The sequence below is a fragment of the Actinacidiphila acidipaludis genome, from assembly GCF_019890725.1.
Lineage (GTDB): Bacteria > Actinomycetota > Actinomycetes > Streptomycetales > Streptomycetaceae > Actinacidiphila > Actinacidiphila acidipaludis.
In genome coordinates this window covers 1-22,928 of the sequence record NZ_JAINZZ010000016.1, presented here as the reverse complement: position 1 = coordinate 22,928, position 22,928 = coordinate 1, and the positions used below count along the sequence as shown (strand labels likewise).

Genomic DNA, 22,928 nt, shown 5'->3' with positions numbered 1-22,928 from the left:
GAGCCGGTCCTTCCGCCCGACGCGGAGTGCGGCGAATGTAGCCAGGGTTTCCTTCCAGCGTCAACATAGTCAGCGGGAAAAATCCGATGTCTGATGCACTGAAACTCGGTATGAATCCCCCATGTCGCGTCAATCGCCGCAGATACATGGGATCCTCACACGTGATGGCGACGCCCTCTACGCCTTCCTTACTTTCTCTTGGAAATGTAGGGTGCCCGCATGACGCTCGCCGACCAGCCACCCGCCGCCGCCCTGGTCTTCCAGACCCTGCTCTCCCAGGGCCCGTTGACCCGCGCCGAGGTGGGACGGCGGACCGGCCTGTCGGCGGGCGCGGTCACCAAGGTGGCCACTCCCCTGCTGGCCGACGGCTGGATCACCGAGCTCGGCCGGCCGGCCGGCGAGCGCCTCAACGGCCGCCCCGCCACGCTGGTGGCGGTGCGGCCGGAGCGGGCGTGCTTCGCGGGCGTCAAGGTCACCGGTGACGAGCTCATCGGCTGCCTCGCCGACCTCACCGCGCAGCCGCTGGCGACCCGCAGGGCCGCCCTCGGCACCCGGGACGTCGGCACCGTCGTACAGGCCATCGCCCGGCTGGTGGCCGAACTGTGCGCGGAGGCGGGCCGCACCGAGCACGGTCCCGTCCACAGCATCGGGGTGACCATCTCAGGCGACGTCGACGGCGCGACCGGCACCGTGCAGTACACGCCGTTCCTCAACTGGCGGCGGGTCCCGCTCGCCCAGCTCGTGGAGGCCGCGACCGGCACCCCGACGGTCATCGAGAACGACGTGCGGGCGCTGACCGTCGCCGAGCAGTGGTTCGGGGCGGGGGTGGGTCTGTCGTCGTTCGCCCTGGTCACCGTCGGCGCCGGCATCGGCGCGGGGCTGTCCATCGGCGGCCGGGTGGTGTCCGGCGCGCACGGCGTGGCCGGCGAGGTCGGGCATCTGCCGGTCGGCGGCAGCGACCGGGTGTGCACCTGCGGCAACACCGGCTGTGTCGAGGCGGTCGCCTCGACACCCGCGATCACCGAGCAGGCCCGGCAGGCGGCCGGCGACCCCGGGCTCACGACCGAGGAGGCGGTCCGCCTCGCGCACGGCGGCCACCCCGAGGTGCGGGCGGTGTTCTCCCGGGCCGGCCACGCGCTGGGCCTCGCCCTGGCCTCGGTGGCGAACCTGATCGGCCCGGAGCGGATCGTCATCTCCGGGGAGGGGGTGGCCTCCTACGACCTGTTCGCCGACCAGATCCGGCAGACCTTCGCCGCCCAGGCGTTCGGCGCCGCCGCGGACTGCGACATCGTGGTGCGGCCGCTGCCGTTCGAGGCCTGGGCCCGCGGCGGCGCGGCCGTCGCCGCCCAGCGGCTGTTCGCCCCCGCGTAATTCCCGTGCTCCGTTCCCGGGGACGGTGCAGACTCGCCCCATGGCGGACATGCGCGCGTTCCGGGACGAGATCACCGCCTGGGCGGCCGGCGGCTCCGGCGGGACGGCGAGTGAACTGGCCGGTGAGCTCGGGGTGCGCACAGCCGTGCTGCTGGAGGGGCCGAGCGACCTGGCGGCCGTCGAGGCGCTGACCGCCGGACGGGACCGGGACCTGGCCGCCGAGGGCGTGTGCGTCCTCGCGATGGGCGGCGCCATGAGCGTCGGGCGCTACGCCGGGATCCTCGGGCCCGCCGGCCTGGGGCTGCGGCTGGCGGGACTGTGCGACGAGCGCGAGCAGCGCTTCTACGACCGCGGCCTGGCCGGCGCGCGGGTGGCCGGGCCCGGCGTCTTCGTCTGCGTGTCCGACCTGGAGGACGAGCTCATCCGCGCGCTGGGCCCCGACCGGGTCGAGGAGATCATCCGCGCCGAGGGCGACATCCGCGCGTGGGAGACCTTCGTCCAGCAGCCCGCCCAGCACGGGCGGCTCCGGCAGCAGCAGTTGCGGCGGTTCCTCGGCACGAAGAAGGGCCGCAAGATCCGTTACGGACGGCTGCTGGTGGAGGCCCTGGCCCCCGGGCGGACCCCGGCTCCGCTCGAGGGGCTGCTGGCGAGCGTCTGACCCCGAGAAGCGGGGGGGGCGGGCGGCGGCGGGCGAGGGCGTCCCGGTCCAGCGAGGTCGTCCGCAGGGGTCGACGTTCCGGCGTGGTGCGCCTTCAATGGGACATCAGTGAGCACCCGGGCCCGCCCGCCCGGGTCGCGGCCGCACGAGGCGTGCGTCGAACGACGACGAAGTCGGGATGACCATGGCAGAGAAGGGTGCGCTCCGGGAGCGCAGGACGGCGCTGGAGCACGAGTGGGCACGCCGGGTGCCGCAGTTGCTGGCGGCCGCCGACCGCACCGCTCCCGCCGGCCAGGCTGTCCGCTCGGAGGTCAGCGAGTCCTGGGCCCGGTCGGTGGCCACCGTCGACCCGCGGGTGCGCAGTGCGCCGCCCGGCGCCGCCGACGCCCGCTGGGAGGGCTCCCCGCTGCGCGGCCCGGTGACGAGGATGGCCGCCGAGCTGCGCGACATCGCCGAGGACGCCGGCTTCGTGGCCGCCGTGACCGACGAGACCGGCACCATCCTGTGGACCTGCGGCGGCCAGGTGATGCGCCGCCGCGCGGAACGGGTCAACTTCGCGCCCGGCGGCCGCTGGGACGAGGGCGCCATGGGCACGAACGCGCTGTCGCTGGCCCTGCGCACCGGCCGGCCCAGCACCGTGTTCTCCGCCGAGCACCTGGTCGCGGCGCTGCACGGCTGGGTCTGCTACTGCGCCCCGATCCACGGCCCCGACGGCCGGGTGCTCGGCGTGCTGGACCTGTCCACCACCTGGGACCGCTCGCACCCGCTGGCGCTGCCGACCGTACGCGGGCTGACCTCGGCGATCGAGGCGGGACTGCGGGACACCCTGCCCGAGCGGCGGCAGGACGCCGCGCCGGACGGGGTGACGCTGTCCTGCCTGGGGTCGTCCCTGGTCGGCAGCGGCGGTCAGCCGCTGCACCTGCCGCCGCGCCAGGTGGAGATCCTGACCCTGCTGGCGCTGGAGCCCGGGGGGTTCAGCCCCGAGCGGCTGCGGGACCTGCTGTACGGCGACCGGCCCGTGTCGGCGTCCACGTTCAAGGCCGAACTCTCCCACCTGCGGCGGGCCCTGGACGGCGCGGTCACCACCCGCCGGTACGCGCTGACGGTGCCGGTGGAGTGCGACGCGGTCCGGGTGCTGCGGGCCCTGGAGCGCGGTGACACGGCGGCCGCGGTCGAGGAGTACCGCGGTCCGCTGCTGCCGCTGTCGGAGGCGCCGGGCGTGGTCGCCTGGCGCGCCCACCTGGAGGTGGTGGTCCGCGAGGCGGTGCTGGCCGCGACCAGGCCCGAACACGCCCTGCGCTACGGCGAACGCGCGCCGTTCGACGCGGAGGTGCACGAGCACGCGCTGCGGCTGATGGGGCCGCGCGACGCCCGCCGCGGCATCGCCGCGAGCCGCCTGCGGGCGGCCCTGCGCGGCTGATCCGGGCGCCCGGCCGCGCCGGGGTTCCGGCCGCGCCAACCTTTCGCCAACCTTCGGCGGCCAGAGTGAGCCGCGTCCCGCCGTCCCGCTCCCCCGATCCGATCCGCTTCCCGCGTCTTCCCAGGAGCTCCGCCATGGTCTACGCGCAGCCAGGCACCGAAGGCAGCATCGTCAACTACGCCGCCCGCTACGACAACTTCATCGGGGGCGAATGGGTCGCGCCCGCCGAGGGCCGCTACTTCGAGAACCCGTCGCCGGTGACCGGCCGCACGTTCTGCGAGGTCGCCCGGTCGACCGCGCCCGACGTCGAACTGGCGCTGGACGCCGCGCACGCCGCGGCCGGCGCCTGGGGCCGCACCTCCCCCACCGAGCGCGCGCTGGTGCTCAACCGCATCGCCGACCGCATCGAGGAGAACCTCGAGAAGCTCGCGGTGGCCGAGACGTGGGAGAACGGCAAACCGGTCCGCGAGACGCTGGCCGCCGATCTGCCGCTGGCCGTCGACCACTTCCGGTACTTCGCCGGGGCGATCCGCGCGCAGGAGGGCAGCATCGCGGAGATCGACCCGGACACCGTGGCGTACCACTTCCACGAGCCGCTGGGCGTCGTCGGGCAGATCATCCCGTGGAACTTCCCGATCCTGATGGCCACCTGGAAGCTGGCGCCCGCGCTGGCCGCGGGGAACTGCGTGGTCATCAAACCGGCCGAGCAGACCCCGGCGAGCATCCTGATGGTCATGGAGCTGATCGCGGACCTGCTGCCGCCGGGCGTGGTCAACGTCGTCAACGGTTTCGGCGTCGAGGCGGGAAAGCCGCTCGCGTCCAGCTCCCGGGTGGCGAAGGTGGCCTTCACCGGGGAGACGACGACCGGACGGCTGATCATGCAGTACGCCAGCCAGAACATCATCCCGGTGACGCTGGAACTCGGCGGCAAGAGCCCCAACATCTTCCTGCCCGACGTGATGGCCGCGGACGACGACTTCCTGGACAAGGCGGTCGAGGGCTTCGTGATGTTCGCCCTCAACCAGGGCGAGGTCTGCACCTGTCCCTCGCGCGCGCTGATCCACTCGGGCATCTACGACGCCTTCATGGAGCGCTGCGTCGAGCGGACCCGGGCGATCACCGGCGGCAACCCGCTGGACCCGGCCACCATGCTGGGCGCCCAGGCCAGCAACGACCAGTACGAGAAGATCCTGTCGTACATCGACATCGGCAAGCAGGAAGGGGCCGAGGTCCTCACCGGGGGCGGCGCCCGCACGGTGCCCGGCCTGGAGGACGGCTACTACATCGAGCCCACGATCTTCCGCGGCACCAACGACATGCGGGTCTTCCAGGAGGAGATCTTCGGCCCGGTCGTCTCGGTCACCACCTTCGACTCCGTCGACGAGGCCCTGAAGATCGCCAACGACACGCTGTACGGCCTGGGCGCGGGCGTGTGGACCCGCGACGGCAGCGCCGCCTACCGCCTGGGACGGGAGATCAAAGCGGGCCGGGTGTGGACCAACTGCTACCACGCGTACCCCGCGCACGCTGCGTTCGGCGGCTACAAGAACTCCGGCATCGGCCGCGAGAACCACAAGATGATGCTGGAGCACTACCAGCAGACCAAGAACCTGCTGGTCAGCTACTCCCCCAAGAAGCTCGGGTTCTTCTGATGACCACCCCCGGCGGCACGCCAGGACCACTGCCCCGCGTCGGTCTCTCCCCGGCCGCGGAGACCCTGCTGGGCCGGCTCGCCGACCGGCACGGCCCGCTGATGTTCCATCAGTCGGGCGGCTGCTGCGACGGCAGCTCACCGATGTGCTACCCGCGCGGCGAGTTCCGCGTCGGCGGCGCGGACGTGCTGCTCGGCCGGGTCGCCGGGGACGTCCCGTTCTGGATGAGCGCCAACCAGTACACCTACTGGCGCCACACGTACCTGACCGTCGACGTCGTGCCGGGCCGTGGCAGCGGCTTCTCGCTGGAGGCGCCCGAGGGGGTGCGGTTCCTGCTGCGCTCCCGGCTGTTCACGGACGCCGAACTGGCGCTGCTGGACGCCGAACCGCCCCCGCCGACCGGCGAAAACCTGGCGGAGGAGGGATGACCGGCACGGTAGCGTGCGGGGCGTGACACGATCATCGGACCGATCCGCCGACACGCCCGCCGCCACCGTGCCCAGCCCCGACGACGGACCCGGCAGTGTGCCCGGAACCGTGCCCGGGACCTTGCCCGGCGGCGAACCCGGGACCGTGCCAGGACCCGTCACCGCCGACGACGTCGACCTCGCCGTCCAGTCCTGCCTCACCATGCTGCGCGCGGCGCCGGACGACGCCTGGGACCGCACGGCCGGTCCGCTGGAGTGGACGTGCTGGGAGACGGCCGAGCACCTGGCCGACGACCTGTTCGCCTACGCCGCGCAGATCGGCCCGCGCCGACCGCCGCAGACCCGGGAGGTGCCGTTCGTCTGGCGGCGCGCGACCGACGGCGGCCCGGCGAACGTCGTGTTCGCGGAACGGGACGCCGGCCCGGCCGGACTGCTCCAGGTGCTGGACGCGTGCGGCGCGCTGCTCGTCGCCATGGTGCGCACCTCCTCCCCCGAGGTGCGGGCCCACCACGGGTTCGGCGTCTCGGACCCCGAGGGGTTCGGCGCGATGGGTGTGGTGGAGACGCTGGTCCACGCCTCCGACCTGGCGCTCGGCCTGGGTCTGGCCTGGGAGCCGCCGGCCGGTCCGTGCGCCCGCGCCCTGGCCCGGCTGTTCCCGGACGCGCTGGAGGGTGCGGAGCCGTGGCCGACGCTGCTGTGGGCGACCGGGCGCGGTGAACTGCCGGGCCGTCCGCGGCAGACCACCTGGCGCTGGCACGGAGAGCCCCGCTGACAATTCGGACATATGGTGCTGGTGTCGTTCACCCCTGAGCGCACCTCACGAGGAGGCAGCCTCCATGTCCGAACTCATCGTCATCGGCTACAACGACCCCAAGGTCGCCGAGGACGCCTACGCCACGGTCCAGGACCTGCAGAAGGACTACGTGGTCAACCTCAACGGGCTGGCCATCGTGTCCGTCGACGCCGACGGCAAGCAGCACGTGGACACCCCCAGCAAGATCGTCGGCGTGTCGGCGGCGTCCGGCGCCCTGTGGGGCACGGTCTTCGGCCTGCTCTTCCTGGTGCCGGGGCTCGGCCTGCTCGCGGGCGCGGCGATGGGCGGGCTGCTCGGCAAGCTGGGCAAGTCCGGGATCGACGACCAGTTCCGCAACCAGGTGCAGGAACTACTGAAGCCGGGCTCGTCGGCTGTGGTGATCATGGCCTCGAAGATCACCGAGGACAAGTTCGCCGACGCGATGCAGCCCTACGGCGGCACGCTGCTGAAGACCTCGCTCAACGACGAGGACGAGAAGGAGCTGGCCGAGCACCTCGCCGGCGCGCAGAGCTGACCGGTGTGATCACCCCGGCAGGGTCCCCGCGTTGCCGGGATCGAGCAGCCCGGCCATCAGGTCGCCGTCCGCGGCGACCCGGCCGGGCACGTCGTCGATGGTGAAGGTGAGCTGCTCGGGGCGCCGGACCGCCGCCACCTCGCGCCACGACACGGGCGCGGAGACGGTCGGCGTCTCCCGCGCCCGGACGGTGTAGGGCGCGGCGGTGGTCTTGCGCGCGGCGTTCTGCGACCAGTCGATGAAGACCCGGCCGGTACGGTCCGCCCGGGTCATCCGGGAGATGACGGTCGTGGGATGACGGCTCTCCAGTTCCCGGGCGACGGCCCGGGCGTAGTCGCTCGCGGCCCGCGGGCTCGCCCCGCGCACCCCGGCGAGCAGGTGCAGGCCCTTGGAGCCGCTGGTCTTGGCCCAGCTCGTGATGCCGTCCTCGGCGAGCCGGTCGCGCAGCAGCAGCGCGACCTCGCAGCAGTCCACGACGGTGCGGCCCGGGCCCGGGTCGAGGTCCAGCACCAGCCGGTCGGCGGTGCCGGGCGCGTCCGCGAGCCACTGGTGGGTGTGGATCTCCACGCACGAGAGGTTGCCCGCCCAGATCAGCGTGGCCAGGTCGTTGACCTGCACCTGTTCCATGGTCTCGCCGCTGTTGCGGACGGTCTCGACCACCGTCACCCACTCGGGCGTACCGGCCGGTGGGCGCTTCTGGAAGAACCGCTGGCCCTCCACCCCGTCGGGGGTGCGGACGAAGCTGACCTGGCGTCCGCGGGTGTGTGGCAGCAGCACGGCACCCACGGTCGCGTAGTAGTGGAGCATCTCCGCCTTGGTCGTGCCCGTCAGCGGCCACAGCACGCGATCGAGGTGGGTGATCTTGAACCGGTGGCCCTCGACCTCGGTGATCGGCATAGGATAAAGGTCCCATAAGCTGACACAAAGGACACTCCTATGCGCAGCGTCTGGTCGGGGAACCTGGCCTTCGGCCTGGTCTCCATCCCCGTGAAGCTCGGATCCGCGGTCTCCAGCCACAAGATCAGCTTCCGGCAGGTCCACGACGCCGACCAGGGACGCGTCCGCTACCAGAAGACCTGCGAGCTGGACGACGAGGTGCTGCAGTCCGAGGACATCGGCCGTGCCTTCGAGACCCCGGACGACGAGCTGGTGGAGGTCACCGACGCCGACCTCAAGGCGCTGCCGCTGCCCACCGCCAAGACCATCGAGATCAGCGGGTTCCTGGACCTGGCGGCGATCGACGCGGTCCAGCTCGACACCCCCTACTTCCTGGCGCCGGGCTCCCCCGCGGCGGACAAGCCGTACGTGCTGATGCGCGAGGCGCTGGTGCGCTCCGGCAAGGCGGCCGTGGGCAAGTTCGCCATGCGCAACTCCGAGCACCTGGCGCTGATCCGGCCGCGCGACGACGTCCTGGTGCTGCAGACGCTGCGCTGGCCGGACGAGCTCAACTCCCCCGCCGACGCGGCCCCCAAGGGCCGGGTGAGCATCAGCGACAACGAGCTGAGGCTCGCGGACACCCTCATCGACGCCCTCGGCGAGGCGGACCTGGACAGCTACCACGACGAGTACGCGGAGGCGGTCCAGGCGCTGGTGACGGCGAAGCTGGAGGGAGCGGAACTGCCCGCTCCCGGCGGCGAGGACCGCGGCGGCAAGGTCGTCGACCTGATGGCCGCGCTCCAGGCGTCGGTGGAGCAGGCCACGGGCGGCGGGGGCGGCGGCCGGGGCGGCGAGGAGGCGGCAGGCGGCGACGCCGCCGGTGGGGAGACCGCCGGCGGGGAGGCCACCGTCACCGAGCTGACCGCGAAGTCGCGGAAGAAGGCACCGGCGGGGAAGGCGGCCGCGAAGAAGGGCGCCGCGAAGACCGCGGCGAAGGGCGCGGCGAAGGGCGCGGCGAAGACCTCCGGGCGTTCCGCGACCGCCAAGAAGACCGCCGCGAAGCAGCCCGCCAAGAAGACGGCGCGTCGCAGGACCGGCTGACCTGCGGTGGGGCGCTGGGACGCGGTCCGGAGCGGAAACGGGCAGCCGGGGCGGAAGCGGCGGCGGAGGGCGGGAATGGCCGGGGGCGCCGCCGGGTTCGCTCCTGTGGTGGTCCGCATCGCGGCGGACCGGCGCGCGAACGGAGATGCAGCCCCCCATGCCGATCAGTGACCAGCCCCACGACCCGGCGGCGGCCGCCCACCCGCTCGACAACGCGACGTGGGCGGCCCTGTCCGGCCCGCACCGGCACCTCGCCGAGGTCGTCGGCATGGCCGCCCGCTACCGCGCGGACGTGGCCCCGTTCGTGGCGCTGGCGGACCCCGCCGACCCGCAGGCCTGGGCGGACGCGGCGAAGCTGATCGGCCCGGGCGGCGGCTTCACGCTGGCCGGGGTGTTCCCGCCCCCGGACGGCTGGGCGGCGCGGGAGCCGCTGCCGGGCGTGCAGATGGTGGCGACGGCGGCCCTCCAGGACCTGGAGGACTCCGAGGTGCGGCGGCTCGGCCCGGCCGACGTGCCGGAGATGCTCGACCTGGTCGCCCGTACGCGGCCCGGCCCCTTCCTGCCGCGCACCGTCGAGATGGGCGCGTACTACGGCGTGCGCGACGGCGGCGACGGCGGCCGCCTGGTGGCCATGGCCGGCGAGCGCATCCGCCTGCCCGGCTGGACCGAGATCAGCGCGGTGTGCACCGACGAGGGGTACCGCGGCCGGGGTCTGGCCGGACGGCTGGTGCGCCACGTCGCGACGGGCGTCAGGGCCCGCGGCGCGACCCCGTTCCTGCACGCGGCCGCCGTCAACACCGGCGCGATCCGGCTCTACGAGGCGCTGGGATTCACCCTGCGCCGCACCACGCTGTTCCAGGGCCTGCGTGTCCCCGGGACGGCACAGGCCGGCCTGGGATGATCGGCCTGCCCGGCCGCGCCCCGGCCGGCACGCGGTCGCACACCGCTTCACGAGCAAGGACCGAGCGCAAGGACTCAGCGATGCCCCGTGCTTATGTGTTCAACCGGTTCGGCGGACCGGAGACCGAGTCGTTCGCCGACCTCCCCCGCCCGGTGCCCGGTCCCGGGCAGTTGCTGGTCGCCGTACGGGCCGCGGGCGTCAACCCCGCCGACTGGAAGCGGCGGGAGGGCCTGCGTCCCCCCACCGAGCCGGAACCCGAGTTCCCGGCGGTGTTCGGCCGCGAGGCCGCGGGCGTGGTCGCGGAGGTGGGCGAGGGCGTGACCGCCTTCGCGCCCGGGGACGAGGTGTTCGGGCATCCGGTGCGCGGCTCCTACGCGGAGTTCGCCGTACTGCCCGAGGGGGCGGCGGCCCGCAAACCGGCCGGGGTCTCCTTCGCGGACGCGGCGACCCTGCCGGTGGCCGTCGGCACCGCCTGGGACGGCATCCGCCAGCTCGGCCTGCCGCGGGGCGCCACGCTGCTCGTCAACGGCGCCGGTGGCGGCGTGGGCTCGGCGGCCGTGCAGATCGCCGTGCACGAGGGCCTGCGGGTGGTCGGCACGGCGAGCGCGGGCAAGCGGGAGTTCGTCGAGTCGCTCGGCGCGGTGCACGTGGCCTCCGGGCCGGACGTCGCCGACCGGGTGCGGGCCGTGGCGCCCGGCGGTGTCGACGCCGTGTACGACCTGGTCGGCGGCGAACCGCTGCGCGCGGTGGCCCTGTTGGCCGGCGACGCCGCCCGGGTGATCAGCGTCGCGGACCGGACGGCGGTCGTGGCGCTGGGCGGCAGCGCCGTCGTCCGCGAGCGCACCACCCGCGCCCTCGACGCGGTCGTCCGCCTGGTCGCCGAAGGCGCCGTCGACCCCTTCGTCACCGCCACCTTCCCCCTCGACCAGGCGGACCGCGCCCTGCGCGCGGTGGAGGACGGCCACACCCGCGGCAAGGTGGTGATCGAGGTCAGCGGGTAGCTTGCCGCGGCCAAGGGGAGCCATTACGCTGAGCTGCGCTTGATCACGCCGAGTGGGGGGACGGTGTCTGAAGCCTGGCCTGCCGGCCGTCCTGCCCGCGCCGTGACGATACTCGCCCCGTCCCGGGTCCACTTCGGACTCCTGCAGCTCTCCCGCGCCCATCCGACCATCAACATGGGCCTCGGCGCCGCCCTCTCGTTCCCCCGCTGGATGTTGAGGGCGAGCAGGGCCGAGCGCCACCATCTGGTGTTCGGCGACTCCTCGCTCGGCGTCACCGCCGACGTCCGGTTCGCGGCACGGGAGTTCCTGACCCGGATCGGCCGGAAGACCGAGGTCCGCGGCATCCGGATCGATGTCCTGGAGAGCGTGCCTTCCCACGTCGGGCTGGGATCGAAGACATCGCTGCTCTGCGGGATCGCGGCAGCTGTGGCCGAGTTGACCGCGTCCGCCGCGTCCGGCGGTACGTGGATCGGCTACCGCAGGCACACCCTTCGCGGAGGCGCGTCGGGCATCGGCATCAACACCGCGGTACGCGGCGGCGTGGTCATGGACAGCGGCCACCAGGAGGGCACGGACGCACCGGATTTCGGTTCGTCCCGGCACCGGGGCGGACGGACCGTCCCCCGGATCGCCGCGCGCTGGGAGTTGCGCGGCCGCCCCCTGCTCCTGGCGCTCGCCGAGGGGGTGACCGGTCCGAGCGGCGATGCGGAACAGGCGATCTTCGACGCCGCGACGCCCTTGCCGTCCCGCGAGGCGGACCGTCTGGCCTCGCTCGTGCTCTACCGGCTGATCCCCGCCCTTGCCACGGGGAGCTGGGACCTGCTGGCCGACGGCCTCAACCGTATGCAGGAACTGGGCCTCAAGGCGCGCGAGTGGCAGGCCCAGCCACCCCGTGTACACGCTCTGCGACAGGCGCTGCTCGACGCCGGTGCCGACTGCGTCGTCCTGTCGAGCATGGGTCCCGCGCTTCTCGCACTGAGCAGCGACCCCCTGAGATTGCAGCAGCGGCTGCGCCACGACCGGTCGGTGCAGCTCAGGCTGATATCCGTCCGGAACACCGGAGTGCGCGTCTGGACGTGAAGGCAGGTTACAGCGGTGAAGGGGAGGACGCGTGGCCACTGCGCCAGGTGAGCGTGCGATCGATGTGATCACGACCATCGGGCCCGCCAGTTGGGACCGCGATGTGCTGTCCGCGCTGGTCCGCGAGGGCGTGCACACCGTGCGCTTCCCCCTGTCGAAGGAGACCCCGGAAGTCCACCTGGACAACGCGCGCCGGCTGGCGGAGATCGCCGCGGACTGCGGACGGACGGTACGGACCATGGCCGATGTCCCGGGCGGCAAGCCGCGGTTGTCCAACGAGCAGCCGCTGGACGTCACTGCCGGAACGCCGTTCGCCATCGGCCTCGGCGGCCGCGCCCCGGACACGGACCTGTGGCTGGATCCCCCGCTGCTCGCGCGGGCGGCGGAACTCGCCGGGACAGACGTCCTGGTGGGTGACGGCGAGCAGTCCTTCCATGTGGAACGCCATGAGGGCGACGTCGTCCACGGTCACTTCACCGAGTCCGCGCGCGTTGAACGGCGCAGGGCGTTCACCCTTCCGGGCACCGCCGGCGAGGTGGAGTGCTTCACCGCGGCCGACAGGAAGCTGTGCGCCTCGATCCGCGACTCCTTCGATCTCGTCGCGCTGTCGTTCGTCCGGACGGCGGACGATGTCGACCGGGCCCGGCGCTGGATGGCCGGGGAACTCGGCTGGCGACCGGGCGTGGTCGCCAAGATCGAGACCTGGAACGGCGCGGTCAACGCCCGTGAGATCGCGGAGGTCTCGGACGCGGTGATGGTCGCGCGCGGCGACCTCGCGCTGCACGTCGGGTTCGAGAATCTCTGGGAGACCGAGAAGCGCGTCCTCGCCGCCTGCCGTGCCGCCGGTACCCGGTCCATCGTGGCCACCGGGCTCCTCGACTCGCTGATCTCGTCCAGGACGCCCACACGTTCCGAGGCGGTGGACGTCGCCGGTGCGGTCGAGGCCGGCGCGGACGCGCTGTTGCTCAGCGCGGAGACGACGGTCGGTATCGACCCGCTGCACGCTGTCCGCGTGCTGCGGCGTCTGACGACGAAGGGGTTCCGAGCCGGATGAACGAGGTGTCCACCACGGACGGTGTGGGGGCGGAGGACGATCTCGCCCCCGGCTTCGGAAGCCTGGTGATCGTCGGTTATCCCGGAAGCGGTAAATCGACACTGGGATCGCTGATGGGCCGGTTCACGGGACATCGGGTCGTGGAGATGGGCGACGTGGTGCGGTCGGCGGCCGCCAGCCAGTCCCCGCCCATGCCGCCCATGGAGTACGCCGACTTGGTCTTCACCGAGAAGGACCGACCGCTGCACTTCGCCGAGAAACTCATCGCGGGCCTTCGTGATCACGACGATCCGCTCATCGTGGTCGGCCCCCGGCGCACGGAGGAACTCGCCGTACTGCGTGACGTCCTGGCGCCCGTGCTCGTCGTCGGGCTGCGCGTCGACACCGCGATCCGCCGCCGGCGGCAGCGCGCCAGGCTCCGCAGGGCCTTCAGGCCCGCCATGCTGACGGAGTGGGAGGAACGCGACGAGGTCGAGCGCGGCTGGGGACTCGACACCACCCTGGCGTTCGCGGATCACGTCTTCGACAGCGGCGTACCGGTCGAGGAACTCGCACAGAACGTTCTCCGGGTATGGACGGAATCTACCGGGTCTGTCTAATCTGACCGTCCGGCTCGACAGGGGGGACGGATATGCGTCTGGAACGGACCGCTGTATACGTACTGTCCAGCGTCGTGGTGATGCTCGTCGGACTGGTGGTCCTGGTGACCGCGGGGAACGGCACGATAGGCATGGCCATCAGCACTTCGCTGATCGCCAGTGGGATCACCAGTCTCGCGTTCGTCGCGATCCGGTACTTCGACGACGCCGACGCCACAACGACCATGCAGCACAGTGAGCGCCTCTTCACCGCCGTGGACCGCCGGCTGGACGCGCTGGACCGGTCGTCGGCGGCGCTGCGCCACGTGATCGCGAGCAATGACGCGAGCGGGCGCTGGCGGGTGTTCGACCGGCACCCCAAGGAGGAGGTCGGGCAGGAGATCAACGCGGCGAACGGCCATCTCGTCGTCGATGTCGCCGGATTGACCCTCCGTCCCTTCTGCCGCGACTGGCTGCGCCACCTGGTGGAGCGCGGCAACGCCACCGTGCGCCTTCTCGTCCAGGACCCGACCGGAACCTCCTTCGCGCAGGTCTGCCATCAGGAGTCGCGCGAGACCCAGACCATGCTCGACGACGCCCACTGGGTGACCCGGACCGCCCTGCTCCTCGCGGCCGGTGAGGACGTGACGTACTGGGACATGCCGCCCGCGGGCCAGGGCCTGCAGGTGGAGGTCCGCTGGTTCACCGGGTTCCCGACGATCACCCTGACCTCGGTCGGGGACGTGGTCTACGCCCGGGCCCGCTTCCTGCGGGAGGGCGCCAGCCAGACCCGCACCTTCTTCGAACGCTACTCCCTCGCGGACGGGGCGCTGTTCGACGTCTACCGCTCCTATTTCCAGGTGGCCTGGGAATCGGCACGCGTACCGACGCTGGACGACTGCTCACCCGTCCCGCAGTAGGGGCATCCCTCGGGCAGGGCCGGCCCCTGTGGCGGGGGCCGGCCGTTTCGTGCTCCGCGGACAGCCCGTCACCGGGCGCCCGACAGGGCGATGCCGAGGTGGCCCGCGCGGCTGTCGACGACGTCGAAGATCCGGTTCGCGGGACGGGGCAGCCCGTAGTGCTCGCGCAGCGTGGTTCCGGTGTACTCGGTCCTGAACAGGCCGCGCTCCTGCAGGATCGGCACCACCCGGTCGACGAACAGCTCCAGCCCGGACGGCAGCACCGCGGGCATGATGTTGAAGCCGTCGGCGGCGCCCGCGTCGTACCAGTGCTCGATGGTGTCGGCGACCTGCTCGGCCGTGCCGGCGAAGGTGCGGTGGCCGCGCCCGCCGCCGAGCCGGCCGATGAGCTGACGTACCGTCAGCCGCTCGCGCCGGGCGAGGTCGACGATCAGCGTGTAGCGGCTCTTGGCGCCCTCGATCTCGTCCTCGCCGGGGATCTCCCCGGGCAGCTCGGCGTCGAGGTCGAGGGCGTCCGGATCGATCCGCAGCGTCCTGGCGAGCTGGCGCTTGGCGTACTCGGGCCGGATCAGCCGGTCGAGTTCGGCGTCCAGTTCCCGCGCCTGGGCCCCGGTGTCGCCGATCACCGGCACGATGCCCGGCAGGATCTTGATGCCGCCGGGGTCGCGGCCGAGGCCCGCGGCCCGCTCCTTGACGTCCTTGGAGAAGGCGATGGCCTCCTCCAGGGTCTGCTGGGCGGTGAACACGGCCTCGGCGTAGCGGGCGGCGAAGTCCTTGCCGTCCTCGCTGGATCCGGCCTGCACCAGCAGGGGGTAACCCTGCGGCGACCGCTGGACGTTGAGCGGGCCGTCGACGCGGAAGTACGTGCCCCGGTGGTCGATGGGACGCACCCGCTCGGCCCGGGCGTGCACTCCGAGCTCCTTGTCGGCGAGCACCGCGTCGTCGGCCCAGCTGTCCCAGAGCTTGGTGGCGACCTCGACGAACTCCGCGGCGCGCAGGTAGCGGTCGCGGTGCAGCGGGGTGTCGTCCAGGCCGAAGTTGCGGGCGGCGTCGGCGCCCGCGGTGGTGACGATGTTCCAGCCGGCGCGCCCGCCGGAGACGTGGTCGACGGAGGCGAACCGGCGGGCGAGGTTGTAGGGCTCGTTGTAGCTGGTGGACGCGGTGGCGATGAGGCCGATCCGGCTGGTCACCGCGGCAAGGGCGGTGAGCAGCACGGTGGGCTCCAGCTTGCTGCCGGGACGCCGGCCGGGGTCGCCCATGAGCACCGGGCTGTCGGCGAGGAACAGCGAGTCCAGTTTGCCGCGTTCGGCGATCCGGGCGAGTTCGGCGTAGTGCGCCAGGTCCGTGCCGCCGGAGGCCGGGCTCTCCGGCAGCCGCCACGCCGCCTCGTGGTGACCGACGGACATCAGGAACGCGTTGAGGTGCAGGGGGGTGCGGTCAGTCCTGCGGGTCATGGGAGTCCTTCTCCTGGTCGGGGCGCACGGCGCGCCGCGGCGGGTGGACGGGGTCGCCGAAGAGGTCCGGGGCGGGGTGCGGGGGGTGAACGGTGTCCGGGGTCGGAAGGGCGTCCGCGCCGGCGTACGGGCGCGCTGCCACGCCGGGCGCTTGGCCGTCGGACTCGAGGTCGTCGGGTTCGGGGTCGTCGGGTTCGGCGACGCCGAGCGCGGCCAGCAGGGTGTCGCGGTACTCCTGGAACCGCGGGTCGCGGCGGCTTCGGCGGGCCGGCAGGCGGACGGCCAGGTCCACGGCGATCCGGCCCTCCTCCAGAACGAGTACCCGGTCGGCGAGTTCGACCGCTTCGTCGACGTCATGGGTGACGAGCAGCACGGCCGGCCGGTGCCGTTCGTACAACTCCCGCAGCAGGCCGTGCATCTTGATCCGGGTCAGCGCGTCCAGGGCGCCGAACGGCTCGTCGGACAGCAGCAGTTCGGGGTCGCGCACCAGCGCTCTGGCGAGCGCGGCGCGCTGCTGCTCGCCGCCGGACAGTTCGTGCGGCCAGGACCGTTCGCGGCCCGCCAGTCCGACCTCGGCCAGGGCCGTCTCGCCGCGTTCGCGGGCCCGGGGCCCCCGGATGCCGAGGACCACGTTGTCCAGGACGCGCAGCCACGGCAGCAGCCTGGAGTCCTGGAACGACAGCGAGACCCGGTCGGGGACGGTCAGTCCGCCGGAGCCGGCCACGCCGTGGTCGAGCCGGGCGATGGCCCGCAGCAGGGTGGACTTCCCCGACCCGCTGCGGCCGAGCAGCGCGGTGAACTCGCCCCGGGCGATGGTCAGATCGAGCTCCCGGAGCACCTGCCGGCCGCCGAAGGCGCGGACCAGGCGGTCGGTGCGCACGGCAGGTCCGGTGCCCGGCCCGGTGCCGGCGGGGCTGTCCGCCGTGGGGCTGCCGGCGGGGAGTCCGGCGGCGGGGCTGCCGCCGGCCGGCTTCGCGCCGGGGCGGCGGGCGGTCAGCCCGCCAGTGTGCGGCGCCATGACAGCACCCTCCTCTCGACCGCCCGGACCGCCGCGTCGGAGGCGAACCCGAAGATCCCGTAGGCCACCAGGCCGACGATGATCACGTCGGACTGGGCGTACTGCTGCGCCTGGAACATCATGTAGCCGATGCCGCTGGTGGAGTTGATCTGCTCGACGACGATCAGCCCGAGCCAGGACGCGGTCACGCCGAGCCGCAGGCCCACGAAGAACCCGGGCAGCGAACCGGGGACGACCACCCGGCGCAGGAACTGGAGGCGGCTCAGATCCAGGCTCTCGGCGAGCTCCACGTACCGGCTGTCGATGCCGGTCAGCGAGGCGTAGGTGTTGATGTAGACGGTGACGGCGACGCCGAGGGCGATCACGGTGACCTTCATCTGCTCGCCGATGCCCAGCCACAGGATGAGCAGCGGCAGCATCGCCAGCGACGGGATCGCCCGTTTGACCTGCAGGGTGCCGTCCAGCAGGTACTCGCCGAAGCGGCTGAGTCCGGCGGCGAGCGCGAGCACCACGCCCGCCAGGACGCCGAACAGCAGGCCCAGTCCCGCCCGCTGCAGCGAGACCAGCACGTTGTCCTGGAGCCGTCCGTCACGGATCAGGTCGGCCGCGGTGGCGGCCACCGAGCCCGGCCCGGACAGGATCCGCGGGTCCAGGTAGTGCAGCGCGGAGGCCGCCCACCACACCGCCACCAGGAGCAGCGGCCCGAGCAGCCGGCCGAACGGCACGGCCCTGCCGGGCCCCAGCCTGCGGCGGGTGCCGCGCGCGGCCGCGGGAACGGGGGCGGCCGGGACGACGTCGGGGCCGGCGGGGACGAGGTCGGGGCCGGCGGGGACGAGGTCGGGCGCGGTGGTTCCGGTGCCCGCGGCCCCGGACCCGACCCGGGGCCGCTCCACCTCAGGGACTCGGGACAGCGTCTCGGTACGGACGCGGGACAGCGCCTCGGTCATGACGCCACCCGGTACTTCCGCGGGACCGACCGCGCCGCCAGGCCCTCGAACCGCCGGTCGAACAGCGACTCCACCCCGACCTTGGGCACGAAGCCGCCCTCGGCCATCAGGTCCGCCGTCTGCTGCTCCCACGCGATCGCCTTGTCCCAGCTCAGCGGGAACTGCGGCTGGTCCAGCGAGGCGACGATGCGCCGGCCGTCGTCGGCGCTGACGCCCTGGTCCTTGACGTAGTACGTCTGGATCCACTGCTCCGGGTGCTCCCAGGCCCACACCACGCCCTGCGCCCACAGCGGGACGAAGCTGCGGATCGCGGCCGCCTTGGCGTCGTCCTCCAGCACCTCGACGGGGGCCCACAGGACGGCCAGCAGGTCCACCACGTCAGTGTGGACGCCGCGGGCGCCGTCCTTGCCGTACTGGGCGAGGTACTTGGTCAGCACCGGCTCGGCGAGCGGCGCGACGTCCACCTGCCCGGCCTGGAGCGCGGTGAGGAACTGCGTGCTGGGCAGCGCGACGAGCGTGACGTCGGAGTTCTTCAGTCCCACCTCCTTCAGGGCGCGCAGCACCACGACACCCTGCGCCTGCCCCTGGGAGAAGGCGATCTTCTTGCCGCGGAAGTCCTGGGCGGAGGCGATGCCGCTGCCGGGCGCGGTGGCGAAGGTGTAGATGGGGTGGTTGCGGGACTGCACGGCGACGATGCGGGCGCCGACGCCGATGGCCTGCGCCTGGATCGGCGGGATTCCGGCGTTGCTGGCCAGGTCGACGCTGTGGGCGCGGAATCCCTGGATGACGTCCGGCCCGGCGCTGAGGTTGGGCCAGCCGGACACGTGGAAGGGCAGTTGCGCGTCCAGCCCGGAGTACGCGAGCTGGAGCTGGGCGGTGTGGATGGCGATGGAGAGCCTGGTGCCGGGCGGTGGCGCGCCCGAGGGGAGCGCGCGCGTCGGCAGGGAGGCGTCTGCCGCCGTCGTGGTGCGGGCGCATCCGGCGAGGCCGAGGGCCGCGCCGGCGGTCAGGGCGAGGAAGGAGCGGCGGTGGACGAGGGGGTGCGGGCTGCTGGTGGGCATCGTGGATTCCTGATGAGTGCGGAAAGGACTACGGCAAGGACTGCGGAAGGGCCGCGGAAGGGCCGCGGTCAGCGGGAGTTCAGCGAGTGGTAGGCGCCGTCGTGGAAGAGCAGCGGGCCGCGGCCCTCGTCGAGCCAGCAGTCCTCGACCCTGGCGACGACGATGCGGTGGTCACCGGCCGGGACGACCTGTTCGATGCCGACCCGCAGCCAGCCGCCGACGCCGTCGAGGACGGGCTCGCCGCCCGGCAGCCGGCGCCAGCGGGTGGGCGCGGCGAACCGGTCGATGCCGCTGGTGGCGAACCGCCGTGCCACGTCCTCCTGTTCGGCGCCGAGGAAGTTCACGACGGCGCCGGCGGCGCGCTCGACGTGCGGCCAGGACGACGCGGTGACGCCGATACCGAACGAGACCAGCGGAGGGGTGAGGGACAGCGAGGTGAGTGAGGTCGCGGTGAAGCCCGCGGGGCCGCGGCCGGCGTCCACGGTGACGACGACCACCCCCGCGGGGTGGTTGCGGAAGACCCGCTTGAACCGCTCCGGGCCGATGCCCGGAGCCTGAAGTGAGGACACGGTGACGGTCAACATCTCCCCCTGGCGCAGAGAAATGGGCGTGACGGATCACGCGAAGGAAGCAATCCGGAAGACGGAAAGAAGGAATGCACGGAAAGCACAAGGGATTTCGACGGCACGGTGGACCGGCGGCGGCCCACCGCGAGCCGCTGCCGCCGCGCGAACAGCGGCGGTGCGAAATGAAGGCGAGGCGGGAATCCGTTACGGCGAGCGGCGGTTCAGGCCGCCCGGTGCGATCCGCGACAGGAAAGGCGCGTGCGACGACACGCACGACGGGTGCGACAACACGGGCGCAGGGCGGACTCACGCGCCGGATCCGCGGGCGCGCGGAAGGGACGTCCCGGCATCCGCCGGCCTTCCCCGATCCGCTGCTCGCTGGTCATGTTTCCATTGTCCTGTCGGGAATCCGGGGCGGTCAACAATGCAACTCGGTGAATTAAAGGGCGTTTTCGCGGCTCTTCACGGGAACGCCGTCAGGACACCGCGGGCAGCGCCGCCCACGGGCCCAGCGGGTCCGCGTACAGCGCGCCGAGCGCCACCGAACAACCGGCGACCGGCAGCACGGAACCGGTGAAACTGCTGGGCAGGACGGCCTGTTCGGGGTCGTCGCAGACCACCGAGCGGGCGGCGACCTCGGCGCGCAGGTCGGCCAGGCACTCGGGGAGCCGGCCGGTGCCCGGTTCGACCACCACCAGGACGCCGGGGTCGAACATGTCGAGCAGCAGGGCGGCCACCCTGCCGACCAGCCGGGCCCGGCGCCGGAACAGCGTGACCGCCGTGGGGTCGCCGGCCCGCGCCAGGTCGAGCAGGTCGCCGAAGGCGCCGACGTGCAGGCCGCGCGCCGCCGCCTGACGCAGCAGCGAGGGTTCGGCGACCTCGGACTGCAGGCACCGCGGCGTCCCGCAGGTACAGGGCTCCGGCGGGACGCCCGCCTCCTCCTCCCCCGGCGCGAGCGGGAGATGGGCCACGCTGCCGGCGCCGGAGCGCGGCCCGCGGTGGACCGCGCCCGCCGTCGCGAACGCCGCGTCGACGACCGCGCCGACGAACAGCAGCACGCTGCTGTCCCGGGCCGCGACCGTGCCGAGCAACTGCTCGGCGCGGGCCAGCGCGCGGGAGTGGCTGTCCACGTGGACCGGCAGTCCCGTGGCAGCCGTCAGCAGGTCACGCACCGGCACGTCGTGCCATCCCAGCCACGGGTGGTCGACGACGACGCCGGCGCCGGGATCCACCCAGGAGCCGGTGGCGGCCCCCAGCGCGAGCACGGTGCGGCCGGCCCCGTGCGCGGCGGTGAGGGCCGCCAGCCGCGCCGGGACGCCGTCGAGCACGTCGCGCGGCGAGGGCCGGTGGTGCGGCCGGCGGTCCCGCGCGACGATGCGGCCGCGCAGATCCATCAGCGCCACCGTGGAGTTGGTGACCGCGATGTGCACGCCGGCCACCAGGTGGGCGCCGGTCTCGATCTCCAGCGGGATGTGCGGGCGGCCGAGGCCGCGCGGCCCGGTGGTCTCGGGCCGTTCGCGCACCAGTCCACGGGCGAGCAGCCGGGCGCTGTGCCCGGTGACCGCCGCCGGCGACAGGCCGGTGAGCCGGGCCACGGTGCTGCGGGCCACGGGCCCGTGGTCCAGGACGGCGCCGAGCACCGCGCCGGCGGCGGACCCGCGGCGCTGCCCCGGCGGAGGCCCGACGTCGGCCCGGCGCAAGGGAGTCGGGAGTGCCGTGCGGGAGCGGCGGTCGTTCTGCGGGGTCACCACGGATGCCTTCCGGGTCGGGGCGGCGGGAGGCACGGCGGGCGGCCGGTCGCGGACCGGCGGCGGGCACTCCCGAGGGCGCTCCTGTGCGGAGCCGTTCGCTCAGGCCCGGTGACACGCGGCAGAGCACACACGCTTGAGGTCGACATGACCCCGCGTCGTCAGGTGTGTGGTGCGCTGCATGCCGCGCAACGTATCCGCCCGCGCGGAAACCGGTCAAACGGCTGACCGCATCGTGGACATGCGTGCGCTTACCACGCCGTGGCCGGACGCGGGTGGTGTTGGGCGGAACCCGCCGGTCCTGTTGTGTCCCGGGGCTAGCGTGACTGTCCGCCCGACGGGGGATTCACCCGAAGCGAGAGGGACGGCCGATGTTCGACGACGCGGGTCCCGGTGCGGTGCCGCCACGTCCCGGCAGTGCCGGGGAGCACGGTCTGCAGGACGAGTTGGGGACGCGGCAGCGCGCGGACCGCTTCTACGCCGACCAGGTGCTGGACCATCTCAACGCGCGCATGCGGGAGTTCGCGGCGGAGCAGGAGATGTTCTTCGTCGCCACCTCGGACGGGCGCGGCGAGTGCGACGCCGCGTTCCGGGCAGGCCCGGCGGGGGTGCTGCACGTGCTGGACGCCAAGACGCTCTGCTATCCCGAGTACCGGGGCAACGGTGTGATGGCCTCGCTCGGCAACATCCGGGAGAACCCGCACATCGGCCTCCTGCTGCTGGACTTCTCCCGCGACCGGATCGGGCTGCACATCAACGGGCGGGCCCGGGTGGTCACCGACGGCGAGATGCGCGAGCTGCACCCGGGCCTGCCCGCGGACCCGGCGCGCGGCCGGCGTCCGGCGGTGTGGGTGGAGACGGAGGTGGAGGAGGCCTACATCCAGTGCTCCAAGCACGTACCGCGGCTGGTACGGGCGCCGCTGCGCCGGCTGCGGGCCTGGGGCAGCGACAGCCCGCGCCGCAAGGGCGGCGACTACTTCGGCGTCCTGGCCGGCCGGCGCGCTACGCGCTGACGCCCGCCGCGTCCAGCAGCGCCGACGCCGTGGCGACCGCGAGGCCGTCGTCGAGCCGGTCGGCGCCGATGCCCGCCCGGGCGCTCGCCCCGTCGTAGACCACCATCAGCTGCCGCGCCAGCCGGCCGGGCCGGTCGGCCCCGGCGCGTTCCGCCTCGGCCCGGAAGAAGTCCGCGAGGTGCCGCTTGTTCGCGGCGGCCACCACGCTGGCCGGGTGTCCGGGGTCCTTCAGCTCCACCTGCGCCGCCAGGAACGGGCATCCGCGGTAGGTCTCCGCCGCCGCGGCCTCCTCCAGCCGGCCGAAGACGTACAGGATCCGGTCCCGCGGCCCGGCCGGCTCGTCAGGCGCCGGGAGCAGCTTCGCCTCCAGGCCAGGCGCCTGGCGTTCCAGGGCGGCGGCGAGCACCGCGTCCTTACTGTCGAAGAGCTGGTACATCGAGCGCTTGGAGACCCCGGCGGCCCTGCACAGGGCGTCGATGCCGGTGCCGGTGCCCTCGCGGTAGAACAGCGCGGCCGCGGCGTCGAGCAGCCGGTCGCGCGGAGCGGCCTTCGGCGTGGTGGTGGTCATGGAGCCAGATTACCGCTGCGACTCGACATCGGAAACAGATCGGTTTACAGTCGGTGGAAACCGATCTGTTTCCTCTGTTCGGCTTCTCCCCCCACTCCCCCCCAGTCCCCCACCCCCCCTCCGTTCCCTCCTCTCCCGGCAAGGACGTCCCCATGAAGATCAACGGCTCGATCGCACGCGTCAGA

General features: G+C 73.2%; 23 protein-coding genes. 15 read left to right on the top strand and 8 right to left on the bottom strand.

All coding sequences use genetic code 11. From position 1 onward, the window contains the following. The first annotated feature begins 219 nt into the window (after window positions 1-219). The 7 genes from K7862_RS15335 (at window position 220) to K7862_RS15305 (ending at window position 6,857) form a co-directional block, all read left to right on the top strand. Window positions 220-1,371, top strand: coding sequence for an ROK family transcriptional regulator (locus K7862_RS15335; RefSeq protein WP_222963141.1), 1,152 nt, complete (start codon window positions 220-222; stop codon window positions 1,369-1,371). Window positions 1,372-1,411: 40 nt separating this feature from the next. Next, complete coding sequence (locus K7862_RS15330) at window positions 1,412-2,029, top strand: TOPRIM nucleotidyl transferase/hydrolase domain-containing protein (protein WP_222963140.1); 618 nt, start codon at window positions 1,412-1,414, stop codon at window positions 2,027-2,029. A 184-nt stretch (window positions 2,030-2,213) separates the two neighbouring features. Beyond that, window positions 2,214-3,449: a helix-turn-helix domain-containing protein gene (locus K7862_RS15325; protein ID WP_222963139.1), complete on the top strand. Its 1,236-nt coding sequence runs from the start codon at window positions 2,214-2,216 to the stop codon at window positions 3,447-3,449. A gap of 134 nt (window positions 3,450-3,583) precedes the next feature. After that, on the top strand, window positions 3,584-5,101 hold the full coding sequence (adh, locus tag K7862_RS15320) for an aldehyde dehydrogenase (protein WP_222963138.1): 1,518 nt from the start codon (window positions 3,584-3,586) through the stop codon (window positions 5,099-5,101). Beyond that, complete coding sequence (locus K7862_RS15315) at window positions 5,101-5,529, top strand: DUF779 domain-containing protein (protein WP_222963137.1); 429 nt, start codon at window positions 5,101-5,103, stop codon at window positions 5,527-5,529. The genes adh and K7862_RS15315 overlap by 1 nt, the downstream gene beginning before the upstream one ends. Window positions 5,530-5,650: 121 nt before the next feature. Then, window positions 5,651-6,301 (top strand): DinB family protein, encoded by a 651-nt coding sequence (locus K7862_RS15310; RefSeq protein ID WP_222963228.1) that lies wholly within the window; start codon window positions 5,651-5,653, stop codon window positions 6,299-6,301. Window positions 6,302-6,365: 64 nt separating this feature from the next. Continuing rightward, window positions 6,366-6,857 (top strand): DUF1269 domain-containing protein, encoded by a 492-nt coding sequence (locus K7862_RS15305; RefSeq protein WP_222963136.1) that lies wholly within the window; start codon window positions 6,366-6,368, stop codon window positions 6,855-6,857. A 9-nt stretch (window positions 6,858-6,866) separates the two neighbouring features. Here K7862_RS15305 and ligD read toward each other — a convergent pair whose 3' ends face one another. Continuing rightward, a complete protein-coding gene (ligD, locus tag K7862_RS15300) occupies window positions 6,867-7,754 on the bottom strand; it encodes a non-homologous end-joining DNA ligase (protein WP_222963135.1) in 888 nt (295 codons plus the stop codon). Window positions 7,755-7,793: 39 nt separating this feature from the next. Between ligD and ku the strand changes: the two genes are divergently transcribed. The 7 genes from ku to K7862_RS15265 all read left to right on the top strand — a co-directional run bounded on the left by ku (window position 7,794) and on the right by K7862_RS15265 (window position 14,368). Further along, the gene (gene ku / locus K7862_RS15295) at window positions 7,794-8,834 is read left to right on the top strand and encodes a non-homologous end joining protein Ku (RefSeq protein WP_222963134.1); all 1,041 of its coding nucleotides are present in this window, start codon (window positions 7,794-7,796) and stop codon (window positions 8,832-8,834) included. A gap of 157 nt (window positions 8,835-8,991) precedes the next feature. After that, the gene (locus K7862_RS15290; protein ID WP_262413193.1) at window positions 8,992-9,735 is read left to right on the top strand and encodes a GNAT family N-acetyltransferase; all 744 of its coding nucleotides are present in this window, start codon (window positions 8,992-8,994) and stop codon (window positions 9,733-9,735) included. 80 nt (window positions 9,736-9,815) lie between these two features. Further along, window positions 9,816-10,736 (top strand): NADP-dependent oxidoreductase, encoded by a 921-nt coding sequence (locus K7862_RS15285; RefSeq protein ID WP_222963132.1) that lies wholly within the window; start codon window positions 9,816-9,818, stop codon window positions 10,734-10,736. 102 nt (window positions 10,737-10,838) lie between these two features. Then, window positions 10,839-11,816 (top strand): beta-ribofuranosylaminobenzene 5'-phosphate synthase family protein, encoded by a 978-nt coding sequence (locus K7862_RS15280; protein ID WP_222963131.1) that lies wholly within the window; start codon window positions 10,839-10,841, stop codon window positions 11,814-11,816. Window positions 11,817-11,847: 31 nt separating this feature from the next. Then, the gene (locus tag K7862_RS15275; RefSeq protein WP_222963130.1) at window positions 11,848-12,870 is read left to right on the top strand and encodes a pyruvate kinase; all 1,023 of its coding nucleotides are present in this window, start codon (window positions 11,848-11,850) and stop codon (window positions 12,868-12,870) included. Continuing rightward, a complete protein-coding gene (locus K7862_RS15270; protein WP_222963129.1) occupies window positions 12,867-13,469 on the top strand; it encodes an AAA family ATPase in 603 nt (200 codons plus the stop codon). Before K7862_RS15275 ends, K7862_RS15270 begins: the two co-directional genes overlap by 4 nt. 32 nt (window positions 13,470-13,501) lie before the next feature. Further along, window positions 13,502-14,368 carry a hypothetical protein gene (locus K7862_RS15265; RefSeq protein WP_222963128.1) on the top strand — a complete coding sequence of 289 codons (867 nt, stop codon included), beginning with the start codon at window positions 13,502-13,504 and terminating at the stop codon, window positions 14,366-14,368. 68 nt (window positions 14,369-14,436) lie between these two features. On the opposite strand, the gene K7862_RS15260 is transcribed toward K7862_RS15265, so the two are convergent. From K7862_RS15260 to K7862_RS15235, 6 genes are all read right to left on the bottom strand, one after another. Beyond that, window positions 14,437-15,822, bottom strand: a complete 1,386-nt coding sequence (locus tag K7862_RS15260) for an LLM class flavin-dependent oxidoreductase (protein ID WP_222963127.1) — start codon at window positions 15,820-15,822, stop codon at window positions 14,437-14,439. Beyond that, the gene (locus tag K7862_RS15255) at window positions 15,806-16,840 is read right to left on the bottom strand and encodes an ABC transporter ATP-binding protein (RefSeq protein WP_262413191.1); all 1,035 of its coding nucleotides are present in this window, start codon (window positions 16,838-16,840) and stop codon (window positions 15,806-15,808) included. The genes K7862_RS15260 and K7862_RS15255 overlap by 17 nt, the downstream gene beginning before the upstream one ends. Next, window positions 16,816-17,787 carry an ABC transporter permease gene (locus K7862_RS15250; protein WP_262413190.1) on the bottom strand — a complete coding sequence of 324 codons (972 nt, stop codon included), beginning with the start codon at window positions 17,785-17,787 and terminating at the stop codon, window positions 16,816-16,818. The genes K7862_RS15255 and K7862_RS15250 overlap by 25 nt, the downstream gene beginning before the upstream one ends. Further along, window positions 17,784-18,848 carry an ABC transporter substrate-binding protein gene (locus tag K7862_RS15245; protein WP_222963126.1) on the bottom strand — a complete coding sequence of 355 codons (1,065 nt, stop codon included), beginning with the start codon at window positions 18,846-18,848 and terminating at the stop codon, window positions 17,784-17,786. The genes K7862_RS15250 and K7862_RS15245 overlap by 4 nt, the downstream gene beginning before the upstream one ends. Window positions 18,849-18,916: 68 nt before the next feature. Further along, on the bottom strand, window positions 18,917-19,432 hold the full coding sequence (locus K7862_RS15240) for a flavin reductase family protein (RefSeq protein ID WP_222963125.1): 516 nt from the start codon (window positions 19,430-19,432) through the stop codon (window positions 18,917-18,919). 458 nt (window positions 19,433-19,890) lie between these two features. Next, window positions 19,891-21,162, bottom strand: coding sequence for an ROK family transcriptional regulator (locus tag K7862_RS15235; protein ID WP_222963124.1), 1,272 nt, complete (start codon window positions 21,160-21,162; stop codon window positions 19,891-19,893). A 371-nt stretch (window positions 21,163-21,533) separates the two neighbouring features. Between K7862_RS15235 and K7862_RS15230 the strand changes: the two genes are divergently transcribed. Continuing rightward, window positions 21,534-22,175: a pyridoxamine 5'-phosphate oxidase family protein gene (locus K7862_RS15230; RefSeq protein WP_222963123.1), complete on the top strand. Its 642-nt coding sequence runs from the start codon at window positions 21,534-21,536 to the stop codon at window positions 22,173-22,175. On the opposite strand, the gene K7862_RS15225 is transcribed toward K7862_RS15230, so the two are convergent. Further along, window positions 22,165-22,743: a TetR/AcrR family transcriptional regulator gene (locus K7862_RS15225; RefSeq protein ID WP_222963122.1), complete on the bottom strand. Its 579-nt coding sequence runs from the start codon at window positions 22,741-22,743 to the stop codon at window positions 22,165-22,167. The genes K7862_RS15230 and K7862_RS15225 overlap by 11 nt on opposite strands. Between the last annotated feature and the right edge of the window lie 185 nt (window positions 22,744-22,928).

Coding starts and splice junctions, on each gene's coding strand:
- K7862_RS15335 (WP_222963141.1), top strand. CDS start 220: ATGACGCTCGCCGACCAGCCACCCGCCGCCGCCCTGGTCTTCCAGACC.
- K7862_RS15330 (WP_222963140.1), top strand. CDS start 1,412: ATGGCGGACATGCGCGCGTTCCGGGACGAGATCACCGCCTGGGCGGCC.
- K7862_RS15325 (WP_222963139.1), top strand. CDS start 2,214: ATGGCAGAGAAGGGTGCGCTCCGGGAGCGCAGGACGGCGCTGGAGCAC.
- adh (WP_222963138.1), top strand. CDS start 3,584: ATGGTCTACGCGCAGCCAGGCACCGAAGGCAGCATCGTCAACTACGCC.
- K7862_RS15315 (WP_222963137.1), top strand. CDS start 5,101: ATGACCACCCCCGGCGGCACGCCAGGACCACTGCCCCGCGTCGGTCTC.
- K7862_RS15305 (WP_222963136.1), top strand. CDS start 6,366: ATGTCCGAACTCATCGTCATCGGCTACAACGACCCCAAGGTCGCCGAG.
- ligD (WP_222963135.1), bottom strand. CDS start 7,754: ATGCCGATCACCGAGGTCGAGGGCCACCGGTTCAAGATCACCCACCTC.
- ku (WP_222963134.1), top strand. CDS start 7,794: ATGCGCAGCGTCTGGTCGGGGAACCTGGCCTTCGGCCTGGTCTCCATC.
- K7862_RS15290 (WP_262413193.1), top strand. CDS start 8,992: ATGCCGATCAGTGACCAGCCCCACGACCCGGCGGCGGCCGCCCACCCG.
- K7862_RS15285 (WP_222963132.1), top strand. CDS start 9,816: ATGCCCCGTGCTTATGTGTTCAACCGGTTCGGCGGACCGGAGACCGAG.
- K7862_RS15270 (WP_222963129.1), top strand. CDS start 12,867: ATGAACGAGGTGTCCACCACGGACGGTGTGGGGGCGGAGGACGATCTC.
- K7862_RS15265 (WP_222963128.1), top strand. CDS start 13,502: ATGCGTCTGGAACGGACCGCTGTATACGTACTGTCCAGCGTCGTGGTG.
- K7862_RS15260 (WP_222963127.1), bottom strand. CDS start 15,822: ATGACCCGCAGGACTGACCGCACCCCCCTGCACCTCAACGCGTTCCTG.
- K7862_RS15255 (WP_262413191.1), bottom strand. CDS start 16,840: ATGGCGCCGCACACTGGCGGGCTGACCGCCCGCCGCCCCGGCGCGAAG.
- K7862_RS15250 (WP_262413190.1), bottom strand. CDS start 17,787: ATGACCGAGGCGCTGTCCCGCGTCCGTACCGAGACGCTGTCCCGAGTC.
- K7862_RS15245 (WP_222963126.1), bottom strand. CDS start 18,848: ATGCCCACCAGCAGCCCGCACCCCCTCGTCCACCGCCGCTCCTTCCTC.
- K7862_RS15240 (WP_222963125.1), bottom strand. CDS start 19,432: ATGTTGACCGTCACCGTGTCCTCACTTCAGGCTCCGGGCATCGGCCCG.
- K7862_RS15230 (WP_222963123.1), top strand. CDS start 21,534: ATGTTCGACGACGCGGGTCCCGGTGCGGTGCCGCCACGTCCCGGCAGT.
- K7862_RS15225 (WP_222963122.1), bottom strand. CDS start 22,743: ATGACCACCACCACGCCGAAGGCCGCTCCGCGCGACCGGCTGCTCGAC.